We start from the raw sequence: 13,593 nt of genomic DNA, 5'->3' as shown, positions 1-13,593 counted from the left end.
GGCGGCGCTGATTTTTTGAAACATAAGGTGGTCTATTTCTATACTAGAATTCCCCAGCCGCAAAAGGTTTAATCGCGAAGCTTATTTTTTTATTGCAAGACAATAAAGAGGTCGGAGGCAATTTGATCGGCCAGGAGTTTTCCGGAAGAGCTTAAGCGCAAGTATTGCGACTCTTCGAGGAGGATATGTCCTTCTTGCAGGTGTTCTTCGGCTTCTGTTAAGAGGCTGTTCTTAAAATCGCTGCCAAATTCCTGGTTTACATAAGTGAGATCTACGCCCCATTTTGTGCGTAAGGAGGTCATGATATATTCGTTAAAGCGATCTTCGGGGCTCAGGTTTTCTGTTTCCAGCGGCAGTTGGTTTGCATACAGCTCTTTGATGTACAGGGCGTTGTTGGCTTTGTTCCAAGAACGGGATACGCCGTTAAAGGAATGTGCTGAGGGCCCTATGCCCAGGTAATGCTTGCCTCGCCAATAATTGCTGTTGTGGATGGCGTGTTTTCCAGGTTTGGCAAAGTTGGAGATCTCGTATTGCTCATAGCCGTTTGCCTGCAGGTAATCAATCATCATCAGCATCTGCTCGGCACTTTGGCTTTCGTTCATGGCCGGCGTTTTCCCTTTGTTGATCAAATGATCTAGCGCTGTTTTCTTCTCTACCGTCATGGCATAAGAGGAAATATGCGGCACGGCATAATCGATCAACTGCTGCATATTGGATTTCCATTTTTCATCGCTCAGCAGGGGATATCCGTAGATGAGGTCGCAGGTGATGTTTTCAAAGCCGGCATCCTGCACCCGCATCACCGCAGCCTTTGCCTCCTCGGCATGATGCGCCCGATTCATCCAACGTAAATCCTCTTCGTAAAAGGATTGGATACCGATACTGAAGCGGTTGATGGGGGTATGGCGTAAGGTTTGCACCTTGGCGGCGTTGAGGTCGTCGGGATTCGCTTCCAGGGTAATCTCGGCCTGTGGATTGATGTCGTAAAGCTGGCCCACCTTATCGATCAGCCTAGCGATTTCATCGGCTGTGAGTAGGGAAGGGGTGCCACCACCAAAGTAAATGGAATCGATGGTTTTGTTTTGAAGGTAATCGGCACGGCGTTCCAATTCCAGGAGCAAGGCTTGGAGCATGTCGTCTTTGTATTGCAAAGAGGTACTGAAATGGAAATCGCAGTAGTGACAGGCTTGCTTGCAAAATGGAATGTGGAAGTAAATCATGGGTGCAAATATAAGTATAGATAAATTATGATAGAAATTGATAGAATTTAGAAGTATCCTTTTGTTTATCAGGTTGTTATATTGTTATTTTGTCTGATAATTTGTAAATTTATTCGAGGATTTATCAAAGTTTTGTTACTCACCTTGTTACTTCTATCTTGGGAAAAATAACAAAGGTAACACATGGTAACAGTACGATACAAACCCTTGAAGTCTGGAAAGTTCAGCGTTTACTTGGATATTTATTTTAGAACTTCTGATCAAAAATCGAAACGAAGTTATGAATTTTTAAGCATCTATGTTCATCGGGACTATTCGAGTTCGCGGATACGAATCATGGAAAAGGATTCGGAAAATATGAAGCTTATTCGAGCAATAAGAAATAAGCGTGAAACAGAGCTTAATTTCTCAAAGCATGGATATGAAAAGCCGAATAGACCAAGTTTGGAATTATTGGATTATCTTAAGGAATGCTTAGAAAGGCGCTTCAATTACAAATTAGAATGCTTAATAATTCATTTGGGTAAATACATTAGAAATAAGAGTTTTCTAATCTCAGAGGTGTCTGAGGAGTTCTTAAGTTTATTTCAAGATTACCTGCTGCTGTATGTATCGCAAAATACTACCCATGCATACATGTCGGTATTTAGGCAGTATTATAATAAATTGCTTACTCGTCGAATAATAGATAATAGCCCATTTGAGAATTGGCAACCAGTAAAAGAAGTTTATTTAGAACGTGAAAGACTAACTATTGAAGAGGTGAGGACATTAGCTAATGTACATCCAGATTTAGGAAATAAACAAATAAGACAAGCATTCTTATTTAGTTGTTTTACTGGTTTGAGAATCTCCGATGTTAGAAGGATAACTTATGATCATTTAATTGATGGATTTATCAGATTTCGTCCATTTAAAACACCTGCAAAGATTGTTACTGTGCCTGTGGTGGAAGATGTGTTAAAGATAATAGGAGAGATTCCCAAACATCCAATTAATAAAAAGATTTTTTGGGGTTTGCCTTCCACCTCTCAAGCGTTAAATCAGCATTTGAAAAATTGGGCAAGAGAAGCTGGAATAAAAAAGAACCTTCATTTTCATGTGTCTCGACATACCTTCGCAACGATAGGACTGACATTTGGAATTGACTTGTTTACAATGAAAGAGTTGCTTGGTCATTCTAAAATTGAAATGACTCAGATTTATGCTAAGATCGTTGATAGAAAAAAGGAAGAAGAAATTTTAAAATTTCCAAGTTTATGATTCGTAATGTTTTTAAAGTCCTATTGATAGTAATTGCATGTGTTTTATTTGCTGTTTATTCTAAAGCTTCACCAAACTATTCGTTATTATTCGTCATATGTTTATTTTTTCTTGGATTATTTTTTATCCTAAGTAAAAATATAAGGTTAAAATCTGAAGAGGTTTTAGTCAAAATAAAGGATAAAGTTTCCTCCGAACTATATTTAAAAGATCAATCTTTGATTGGAAACAGAAGAACCGAATTGCTGAACTATTATCGGCAAAAATTATTCGTTTATTCGCTTATTTCAGTATTCTATTGGTTAGTACTATGTTTACTTTTTATTCTAGTTGGTTTTTCAGATAGACCTATTTCCGGGTCTATTTTGGTTTCAGTATTGTTTATAATATTTGTGTTCATGGAAGATCACACTTTAGATGGCGATTTCCTTCGAAACATTCCTAGGCTATGGGTAGATCGTCGCGATGCCTTTATTGCTATATCATATTTAAAGCAATTAGATTCAACTAATCATATTGCGAAAAATGAATTATTTAAAAAAAGTGCATTTAGTGAATTCTGGTTGAAAAGTGATATGAGTATCTTGGATCTTATTCATCGGATTAATGAAACTAAAGTGCATTTTGAGTTTTTAAAGGACAAGAAAAAATGGGTGCTTTGTGATGGGTATAGAGCCAGTAGTACGCAACTAAACTTAGCAGGATTTATATCGGCACTCATTAATTTAGGTTTTTTAAGTAAATCCATTACTATCAATAAAGAATCAGCATGTACGCTCAAAGAAATCTTTTATATCCCTGAGCAAAAGTCGGAGAAGGAATTACAAAAACTATATGGTCAAGGATTTAAAGATATTGATGTTAATTATTCGAAGTATTTCGAAGAACTTATAGCATAATTATAACTCTATTGACTCTAGCCCCATTAGAGTCTGTTTTATGATAGATTTTCATAAATATTTGTACTGGTACAAAAAAAACTAGTATGAATGCAATTCCCAAAACAACTAGAATTATTGACCTCACAATTGATCAATTAGATTCAATTTTAGAGGAAAAGTTTTCAAAGCTTATTTATAATCAAGAAGAGCCCGAATTCAAAGTTGGTGATTATAATCTTGCTATGTCTCTTACAGGTTATTCTAAACAAAGACTATATCAACTCGTCTCAGAGGATTTAATACCCCATGTAAAATTGCCCTCTGGTGGGGTTAGATTTATACAATCAGACCTTATTGAATGGTTTAAGAAATATAAAGTAAGAACATCTGAGGATATCGATACGATAGCTGAGAAATTGCTGTTGAAAAGAAAAAACAGTTTAAATAAATAAAGCAATCATTTCTGATTGCTTTTAATTTCTTGTAGAATTTCTTCTTTAATTGACAGAACTAAGTTAAGGAATTCTATTAATCAATAAAACTTTATAATTAGAATTTCGCAATGAAACAACGAGATGATGCTCCGAGTATTCAAAAAGTAGTTGAATACCTTACTAGCACCTATGATTTTAGAAAGAATACACTTACCAATGCTGTTGAATATAAAGCAAAATTAAGTGATACTTTTAAAGAAGTAAATGAAAATAACCTTTATTTAGACCTAAGAATTAATGTTGGTTTAAAGGCAACAATATCTGATATTCTAGTCTTTTTAGGATCGGATTATGTCAGCGAATATGATCCTATTTTGGAATATTTTAACAGCATTAAAGAAAAATACCAACCTTTTTTACATGGCGATTATATAAGCAAGTTTGTCTCCTATGTAAGTGCGAAAGAGCAGACTAGATTTGAGGTGCAATTTAAAAAATGGATGGTTCGGACTATCCTCTGTGCAATTCGTGAAGACTATTTTAACAAGCAGGCTTTTATTTTGGTTTGCAATAAGCAGTCGAATGGTAAAACCACCTTTACAAGATTTTTAGTTCCTGAGAAGCTTAGATCATATTCTGTAGAGAATATTGGAATTGATAAAGATTCTATAATTGCATTATCAAGTAATTTTATTTGCATTCTAGATGAATTAGCATCCCTAACCAAATTTGAAATCAATAGCTTAAAGTCGATTATGTCGAAGCTTCATATTAATGTTCGACATCCCTATGATAGAAAGGCTAGAACATCCCCTCGAAGAATTTCTTTTATTGGATCAACAAATCTAAGTGAATTTTTAACGGATGATGCCAATGTAAGATGGGTTTGCTTTGAGATTCAAGATATAAATTGGCAGTATAAAGATGAAATAGATATAGACCTTCTTTGGTCTCATGCTTATTATTTATTGAATAGCGGATTTAAATATGAAATGTCTAGGCAGGAAATTGAAGAAAATGAGATCGCCAATGAAGGTTTTAAAGTGACTTCAATAGAATATGAATTATTGCAAAAATATTTTTCTCCTGGTTCACCTGATAAGTACGATCGGCAGTTGATGAGTTCCGAGATCTTTCATGAAATTCAGCTTAAATCCTATCCCAAACTGAATCAAAAGGAGTTTGCGAGAGCTATGAAGCGATTAGGATTTTCGCCCTATCAGATTAGAGGTCATGTTACTTCTACTGGCGAAAGATCAACTTATCCTGTTAAAGTTTATTATGTAGTCGAAAACTCCTAACTACATTAATAAAACATGCTTAAAATGACTGTTAAGCCATAAAATGCTGTAGTTAGATTATTAAATTAATCCAACTACATCTGACTACATAACTACATCATGAATGCAAAACAAGCTAACCAAATTTCTATAATACATTTCATTTCTGAGTGTTTGAAAATCAATCCAGTGAAAGCTAATGCAAATTATTGTCTCTATATCTCGCCATTAAGAACTGAAAGCCGTCCATCTTTTAAGGTGTCAATTGAGAAAAACTTATGGGTGGACTATGGTCTTGGAATTGGGGGGACACTAATCGATCTTATTATAACATTGTATCCGAATCTCAATATTTCGGAAGCGATTAATCTTGCTTCTCATTTTAAGGGCAACTCTTTTTCTTTTCAACAGCAAAAAGAAAAGCTTTCTGCTAATCCTATAAAGTTTGTGATTACCAAAATTCAATCAATCACTGTGGATATTGATTTGTCTAAATATATTGAGGGGAGAGGGATAAGGGTCGGAAATGCTTCTCAGTATGTCAAATCAATCCAATACAATTATGGGAAATGGACTTTTAAAGCTGTTGGATTTAAGAATTTAAAGGGGTGGGTATTAAGAAATAATAAATTTAAAGGATGTACGCATAGTAGTATAAGTTTGATTACGAACAACAGTTCCAATCTCATAGTTTTCGAAGGCTTTTTTGATTTCCTAAGTTACCTCGAACTATATCCAGATGATGAGTTTACCTATGATTATTTAGTGTTAAATAGTTTATCAAACACTCAATTCTTAAAAGAGATAATTCCTAACTATAACTTAATCCATCTATTTTTAGATAATGATAAAGCTGGGTGTACCATGACAAACTTAATAATTATGGAGTATCAGAATTTGGAAGTGGTAGACAGGAGCATCCTATACCAAAACTTCAATGATTTAAATGACTACCTAATACATCAAAAATTAAGGAAGGAATAATATTTGTTTTTATAGGCATTCTGAAAGCAAGAGGGTACTGCGGTTTACCGCAGTAAGCTGTGTATTAAGCTGATGTACAGTTGTTTATGTATTTGTTCTGAATGCCATTTTTATTCTTTTTGTAGTAAAGTGACCCTAAGTGCTTGGTGCTCAATAATATTTTTACTACATAAAAAACTACGAAGCAACCTCGGTTTACTACATTTTAACCTTTTTGTTGCTTAAGGTCTTCTATTTTAGTTGATTATGATGTAGTAAAACTTTTCCCAACGCACGATGCGGCTTATCGAGTTAAAACTCCGATTATTAACCTAGCGGTTAAGGCTGTTTAGGGAGTCTGACTAATAACGGTTTTGAAATTTTTGATAAAGATTTCTTAAAAGCTCCTCCTTATTTTCTTGCATCCAATCGTTAATTATGGAACTTGCCAATTTGCTGAGGTTCAAATTGTGATCGGGGTAGTCGGATATGATGTTTTTTAATTTATTATACATATCAACATCTAGATAAATTGTTTTAGTCTCAACGGATTTAAAAGTAGATGTCGATTCGAAGAAATCAGATAATGTATTATGTTTCATGAGGTTGAAAAGGTTAGGCGTGGAACTAAATTAGACTGTTACAGAGTTTCTCAAAGACCCTCCTCGAGAAGGCTTAGCTTAGGACAATATCAGGAATAGATTTATATCATTTGGAGTTACATCAAATCCTATATTTCTGACTATAAGCAATCTCGTTTACGCTTTTTAGTATGCTTGTTGACTAAATTAGTAAAAGAGATGAATAATTGAGCCATTTGTTAATAAAATATGTGCGAAAAGCATTATTTTTATTCTATTTTCGTTTAATTATTAATTATGGCGGGAATTCTTAAAGAAATGGAAGTGTCCTCTAAAATACCTCATATACTTAAATACATGGGGTCAAAGAGAGAAATATTAGATTTTGTAAATTTAGCGGTTACTTCTTTAAATGTTGAAACAGAGTGGTTTTGTGATTTGTTTTCCGGGACTGGGGTAGTTGCTGGTCAATTTGGTGATAATTATTCAGTGTTAGCAAATGATGTTCAGATGTATTCTTCAGTATTTTCAAATACTTATTTGACTAATCTCGATGAATTTATAAATGAGGAATCTCTTAAGGATATAATTGATGAAGCAACATTTTATCGAAATGAGTTTATAAGAGTTCATCCAAGGTTGGTTTTTGAATATCCAGAGAATATCGATTTCCATACATTCGATGATTTAGAAAAAAGAGAGCGTCAATTAATTGATGTCAATTTCGATATGGGTTTTCATCTATTTGCAAAATATTATTCAGGAACCTATTGGTCGCTTGATCAGTGCATTTGGATTGATTCTTTTAGAGCAGTTGCTGAAAAATATAAAGGGACATCAAAGTATTTTATTATCCTATCCTCCCTGATATTTGCAATGTCATATATGTCTCAGAGTACTGGACATTATGCACAATATAGGGATTTAACGGCCTCTAATTTCGAAGATATTTTATCATATAGGAAAAGAGGGATATTACCTTATTTTGAGCGTAAATTTCTTGAATTAATCGAATATCGAAGGAATCGCGATAAAAGGATGCATAACATAACAACAATGGATTTTGAGGATTGTTTGAGAATAATTCCTTTTGGGTCGATTGTTTATGCAGATCCTCCTTATCAATCCGTACATTATTCAAGATTTTATCATGCACTTGAAACACTTGTAAAGTATGACTATCCTGATGTTAAGTTTAAAGGGAGGTATCGAGAAGATAGACATCAATCTATTTTCTGTATCAAAACAAAAGTTGAGTTAGCCTTTACAAAATTGTTTAAAGGAGTTTCAAATAGAAATGCACACTTGTGCTTGAGTTATGCTGATACAGGAATGATCTCTAAGGAAAAGATTTTAGACCTTGCAAAAAGAAGTTTAGGGCAGGAATATTCTGTTAATATTTTAACAAAAGATCATGTTCATAGTAAAATGGGGCGTAGCGATGAAAAGGAACAAGAGGTTGTTGAATTTATAATTAATTTTAGAAAGAATGATCAACCAATCTAAATTTGATATTACGAAACTTACTACCTCTTGGACAAAATTTGATATTGTTCAAGTCTTAGATATATTATATGATAAGGAAACGCTAATTAGCTATGTAAATCAGGATTCTAAAATAAATTTACCAATCTTAAAATCTTTTCTAGGGATGAAATCTTTGAAAGATAAGATTCCTTACTATTGGTTAGAAATTTTGAAGTTTCCAAAGGAGAAAGGTTTGTTTGGCTTATTTTCTTTAATTCTAACACATCATAGTGTGATGGAGATATTTAGAAAATCAGGTACAGACCTTATGACTGGGTTGTTCCAAGTGTCTGAGGGTAAGATGTATACGAATATCAGGAGTTGTTTGGTGGAGTCTGGAGCATCAAAGCCGATTTATCGAAGAGTAGATTTAGTTCCATATGATTTTTCAATTTTGCTTACGAATAAGCTGATAGGACCACTTTTTAAAGATCTTTTAATTGATAGGTTGAATGGTATCTCAAAAGACACTATTAATGAAGGTAATTTAAGAGAATGTTTGCAAGACTTAAGGTTACATGAAGTTTTTTGTCAAGAAGAAGAAAAGTTCTTGAATTGGATTCTGCCAAATGAAATGAATGATCACGGTTATTTACAAGATTTTAGTATCATTGATGAAGTCCAAATTTCGAAATTTTATAGTATTGAGGAAAAGGCTCAACTGAATTTTGAAGGATCAAAGGAAATTTATTTTGTAGGAGAAAATGGCGATGGAAAATCCCTTGTTTTGATGGCTATATATCTGGCTTTCAATCAAAATTATGTGTTAGAATCGACTGATCAGGAGCGGACTGGGAAAATCAGAGAAATCATTAAAGACAATAAGGAACTAAGAATCATTGGTAAAAATTCTCTTGGGGTTAAAAATAGCTATTTAAGTAATTTATTTGCGTATGGTACTCATAGGGGGAGATTTGGTGAAGATCATGAGAAGTATGGATTTATGTCTTTATTTGATTCCGAAGTGGTTTTAATAAGTCCTGAAAAATGGTTGAAAGATCAGAAATTATTTGATTTAGACAATAGTAATTCAGAGTATTCAACTATTGATATTATCGAAGAAGTAATATATAATATCTTAGAGAGGAATGTACGAATTAAATTCCTTGAAAACGAATTGTTTTTCTTTGAAAAGGGAAGACAAATGAAATTTCTCCAATTATCAGAAGGGTATAAAAGTATTACCATTTTTGTCATTGATTTAATTTATCGTCTTCAGGGAATAGCAAAATCGAATTTAGACATCTTTAAGATCCCTGCAGTTGTTCTCGTTGATGAAATTGATTTACATTTACATCCTAAATGGAAAAAAGTGATAGTTAGTAAATTAAGAGAAACATTCAAATACATTCAATTTATTTTTACTACTCATAGTCCAACTATTATTCAAGGAGCGTCCGATGAGGCTTTAATTTTCAAAGTTTATCGAAATGATGAAGATGGTATTTCAAGAATTTCGGAACCTTATTACCGTAAAAATCTTAATCATCTGATGCTAAACACTCTCGTCACTTCAAGTCTTTTTAGTTTAGAATCTGCAAGATTAGATATTAATAATTCATCAGCAGATACAAGTGAAAATTTTTTGTTATACAAGATTAATGATGAATTGAATAAAAGACTTGATTTAATGAAGAAAAGGGGTGATGTACATATTTCTGATAAAGACATTGAGGATCTTATTAAACAAATAACTGATCAGGAATTGAGTGATGATTAGAATATTTAAAAACCTTCAGATAGTCCCTCAATCTCTGATTCCAGCATTTTCTGAGTTGTTTCCTGAACGAGTTGGAAAGAGGAATATCCCTGTTCCGAGAGCTGCAACTAGTACACATAATCGAAGAATTGAATTAATAAATTTAGGAAGATATATAGATAGCAATAGATATAACAGTCGTTATAAGCAAAAAGATGTTAAGTTGGGATTAATCAATATTTATAATGGTAAGTGTGCTTTTTGCGAACAAAAAATTGAATATTATCATATTGAGCATTATAGACCGAAATCGATTTACTATTGGTTAGCATATTCTTGGGACAATTTATTAATGTCCTGTCCGTTGTGCAATAGTTCCAAAGGTAACAATTTTGAAATTGAAGGTGATGAGATTAGATTTGAACTTAATGATCATAACTTAAAATTAATTAATCATTTTTCAGAACGTTACAACGTAGTTGAACGTCCATTATTAATAAATCCAGAACAAATTGATCCAGAGAAATTTTTAGTTTTTTCTAAGGATGGAAGAATCTCTTCCCGAGATCCAAGATTTATTTATACGATTGAGCTATGTAGGTTAAATCGGGATATTCTAGTTGATTTAAGAAGAGGTCTTTTAGATAGATTTAGAGAGAATATTAGAGATGCAATTCTATCTAATCGCGACAGCAAATCGAATCAAATGACAGCTATCAAAACAAACGTCAGGAATTTTAAGTCTGATTCTGAGGATTTAAAAAATGAATTTTTAGCATTTAGAAAATTAGCTATAAGTGAACAATGGTTATCTAAAATTATTAAGGAAGTTGCAACTTAGCTAGTCTCTAAATATTGTAGTCGTGTAGTCACGTAGTCGGATACTTTTCAAACTTTTATAAAAACTTTATAATTTTTTTGTCAAAAAAATAGAGAGTTCTATGTTTTCTATTTGTTGCTTTTTAATCATAACTGACTGAATATAAGGCGGGTTATGCATTCTGGGTGCTCGCTTTGGGAAGCAAAGGTAAGGAATTATTAAGTTCCTATTGTCTTTTATTCATCCCGCAAGCTATCTACTGGATTTGCCAATGCTGCTTTTATCGATTGAAAACTAATCGTGGCTAGGGAAATGACAATAGCGAGCAGTCCGGCGACCACAAAATAATACCATTCGATATGGATGCGGTATTCGTAATTTTTTAACCAATTTGTCATCGCCCACCAGGCAATAGGCGAGGCTATTACAATAGATAGCACGACCAATTTGATGAAATCCATGGAAAGGAGTCTGGTTATTTGGGGAATAGAGGCGCCTAGTACTTTCCGGACAGCAATTTCCTTCATCCTTGTTTCCGCCATATAGGCGATGAGTGCTAATAATCCTAAACAAGAAATAAAGATGGTAAGGCCAGCAAAGAGCATCACAATGGTGCCAACGGCTTTTGCTTCTTTAAATTTATCTGCAAAAACCTGGTCAATAAAATGATAGGAGAAAGGATAATCGGGGTTATATTTTTTGAAGATGCTTTCAATGGTTTTCAGGTTATCGGCTATAGGTCGTTCTGGATTTAATCGATAATGAATGACGTTAAACCAAGCTGCTGGGCCCAAAATAACGGTGGGTTCATTCTTACCAAAAGGAGAGGCCATCACAAAGTCTTTTATAACGCCTACTACAGTTAGTTTTTGACCGTCACCATCGACGATACTTCCTATCGGGTTTTTGAGTTTTAAAGCTTGCACGGCAGCTTCATTGATCAGTATGGCAGAACTATCGGTCGGGAATTTGTAGACATCGATATCGCGGCCTGCTACTAAGGTAAATCCCAGGTTTTTTACGGCATCTGCATCCGTACTGAATCGATTGAAGTTTATCTTTTTATCCTCTTCAACTGATTCACTGGAGGTGAATCCCCAGCCTGAGCTGTATCGGTCTGTTACAGGCGACATATTTTTAGAAACGGAAACAACAGCATTGCTCGCTAATAATTCATTCCTAATATTTAGGTATTGCTTATTGATATTACCTTCGATCTCCGTATATAACAATCCGTTTTCCTGATAGCCCCGATCGCGATCTTTACTGTGTTGAATCTGTCTGCTCACCACTACGGTAGCAATAATGAGGATGATGGCCAGGGTAAACTGAACAACAACCAGGGTAGAACGAATACTTATCCCGCCGGTTTTGGCCTTGAATTTACCCTTTAGGGTATGGATAGGTTTGAAAGCGGATAGGAAAAAAGCAGGATAGGTGCCAGCAAATAAACCGGTTATCAAGGAAAAGGCGATTAAAAACAGCCAGGTTGTTGGGGTAATGAATGAAATGGAGAGGTTTTTTGATACCAATTCATTGAAATAGGGAAGCACGAGCACGATGATGACAAGCGATAGCACCAAAGCAAGCAGACTGATTAGCATGCTTTCCATTAAAAACTGTAGCATCAAGCTTTTTCTATTAGCGCCGATAACCTTCCTAACACCAACTTCTTTGGCCCTTCGTTCTGATTTAGCGGTGCTCAAGTTCATAAAATTGATGCAAGCGACCAACAGAATAAAACTCCCAATCCAGGCAAAGAGCTTGACCAGGTCGATTCTTCCCGAGCTATAGGTACCCCCTTCCCCATTATTGTAGAGGTAATTATCTTGATAAGGGCTGGCGAAAATCTCTACCGTGCTTGGCGTATAGTCATTATTTATATTGATATGGTTCTTTGAAAAGTCGATTATCTTCGCGTTGAACTGGCTTAGATCAACACCCTTTTTTAATAGAACATAGGTTTGAATGGAATTATTAGACCAGTTTTCATCGTAGTAATCAATTGATTTCGCATAATCCCAAGAAATCAAACTCTCAAAATCAAAACTAGAGTTTGCGGGCATGTCTTCGATTACCGCCTGTACTTTTGCCTGATCGACGGAATCGATCTTTATTATTTTCCCAATAGGATTTTCATTGCCGAATAGATCCTGGGCTTTTTTTTGCGTCAGTACAATGGAGCTGGGGTCGGTTAGTAAGCCTGTTTTTTGACCTGCGATAATTTTGACATCGAACAGGTGGAAGAATCCGGAATCTACGAATGCAATATCCGTTTTTAGTTTTTTGTCATTATAGGTTGTTAAAAATTTATTATTACCGTTATAACGACTATAGGATTCGATATCTGCGTAGGTTTTTCCCAATTCCTCCCCTAATATCTTCGGCGTATATACCCAGGCATGTTTCGACCCTTGAATACCATCTCTATTGCTAATGGTATATAAACGGTCATTCTTTTCATGATACCTGTCCATCGTCAGCATATTCTGCAACCATAGCGTAATTAATAAAGCACCGGCCATGCCAAGGGATAAGCCGATAATATTAATCGTTGTAAAACCCTTGTTCTTTTTAAGATTACGAATGGCAATTTTTATATAGCTGGTAAACATAGGCTATGATTTAAGATTTTAAGATACCGAAATGATTATTCATTACGCGTTAAACATTGCGTTTTATAGCTGTAAAGTTTATTCCAATCTATTTGCCATGTTTTTAATACACTGTTAGTGAGGTTGTTGTGAATATTGTTTTAGAGTTAGGCTGTTCGATTTCGAACGTTTCTTTGTTCGATTTTGAACAGGTAGGGATAAAAGGAGGGAAATAAACAGAAAGGATTAATATCTGAAATGTTTTGCTATATTTGATTATCTTGTGTAGACAAGAGAGAAAAGAAACCTAAATTTTTCAAAATGAGTTTTA

General features: G+C 34.3%; 10 protein-coding genes. 8 read left to right on the top strand and 2 right to left on the bottom strand.

Features of this window, described 5'->3' with window-relative positions:
• Positions 1–89: 89 nt before the first annotated feature.
• Positions 90–1,220, bottom strand: a complete 1,131-nt coding sequence (gene hemW, locus GQF63_RS15820; RefSeq protein WP_160370207.1) for a radical SAM family heme chaperone HemW — start codon at positions 1,218–1,220, stop codon at positions 90–92.
• Positions 1,221–1,403: 183 nt separating this feature from the next.
• Here hemW and GQF63_RS15815 point away from each other — a divergent pair, with 183 nt between their 5' ends.
• The 8 genes from GQF63_RS15815 to GQF63_RS15780 all read left to right on the top strand — a co-directional run bounded on the left by GQF63_RS15815 (position 1,404) and on the right by GQF63_RS15780 (position 10,689).
• Positions 1,404–2,483, top strand: coding sequence for a site-specific integrase (locus GQF63_RS15815; protein WP_160370206.1), 1,080 nt, complete (start codon positions 1,404–1,406; stop codon positions 2,481–2,483).
• Complete coding sequence (locus GQF63_RS15810; protein ID WP_160370205.1) at positions 2,480–3,382, top strand: hypothetical protein; 903 nt, start codon at positions 2,480–2,482, stop codon at positions 3,380–3,382. Before GQF63_RS15815 ends, GQF63_RS15810 begins: the two co-directional genes overlap by 4 nt.
• An 86-nt stretch (positions 3,383–3,468) precedes the next feature.
• Positions 3,469–3,816 (top strand): helix-turn-helix transcriptional regulator, encoded by a 348-nt coding sequence (locus GQF63_RS15805; protein ID WP_160370204.1) that lies wholly within the window; start codon positions 3,469–3,471, stop codon positions 3,814–3,816.
• A gap of 110 nt (positions 3,817–3,926) precedes the next feature.
• Positions 3,927–5,099, top strand: a complete 1,173-nt coding sequence (locus tag GQF63_RS15800; protein WP_160370203.1) for a VapE domain-containing protein — start codon at positions 3,927–3,929, stop codon at positions 5,097–5,099.
• A gap of 99 nt (positions 5,100–5,198) precedes the next feature.
• Entirely contained in the window at positions 5,199–6,062 is an 864-nt protein-coding gene (locus GQF63_RS15795; protein ID WP_160370202.1) for a toprim domain-containing protein, read from the top strand.
• Between the two features lie 857 nt (positions 6,063–6,919).
• Entirely contained in the window at positions 6,920–8,128 is a 1,209-nt protein-coding gene (locus GQF63_RS15790) for a DNA adenine methylase (RefSeq protein ID WP_160370201.1), read from the top strand.
• Positions 8,112–9,869, top strand: a complete 1,758-nt coding sequence (locus tag GQF63_RS15785) for an AAA family ATPase (RefSeq protein ID WP_160370200.1) — start codon at positions 8,112–8,114, stop codon at positions 9,867–9,869. The genes GQF63_RS15790 and GQF63_RS15785 overlap by 17 nt, the downstream gene beginning before the upstream one ends.
• Positions 9,862–10,689 (top strand): retron system putative HNH endonuclease, encoded by an 828-nt coding sequence (locus GQF63_RS15780; protein WP_160370199.1) that lies wholly within the window; start codon positions 9,862–9,864, stop codon positions 10,687–10,689. The genes GQF63_RS15785 and GQF63_RS15780 overlap by 8 nt, the downstream gene beginning before the upstream one ends.
• A 215-nt stretch (positions 10,690–10,904) precedes the next feature.
• Here GQF63_RS15780 and GQF63_RS15775 read toward each other — a convergent pair whose 3' ends face one another.
• The gene (locus GQF63_RS15775) at positions 10,905–13,283 is read right to left on the bottom strand and encodes an ABC transporter permease (RefSeq protein ID WP_160370198.1); all 2,379 of its coding nucleotides are present in this window, start codon (positions 13,281–13,283) and stop codon (positions 10,905–10,907) included.
• Positions 13,284–13,593 lie beyond the last annotated feature (310 nt).

Source organism: Sphingobacterium humi, from assembly GCF_009768885.1.
Classification (GTDB): Bacteria; Bacteroidota; Bacteroidia; order Sphingobacteriales; family Sphingobacteriaceae; genus Sphingobacterium; species Sphingobacterium humi.
Note: the sequence above shows the minus strand (reverse complement) of the source record. Positions and strands in the feature narration are given on the sequence as shown.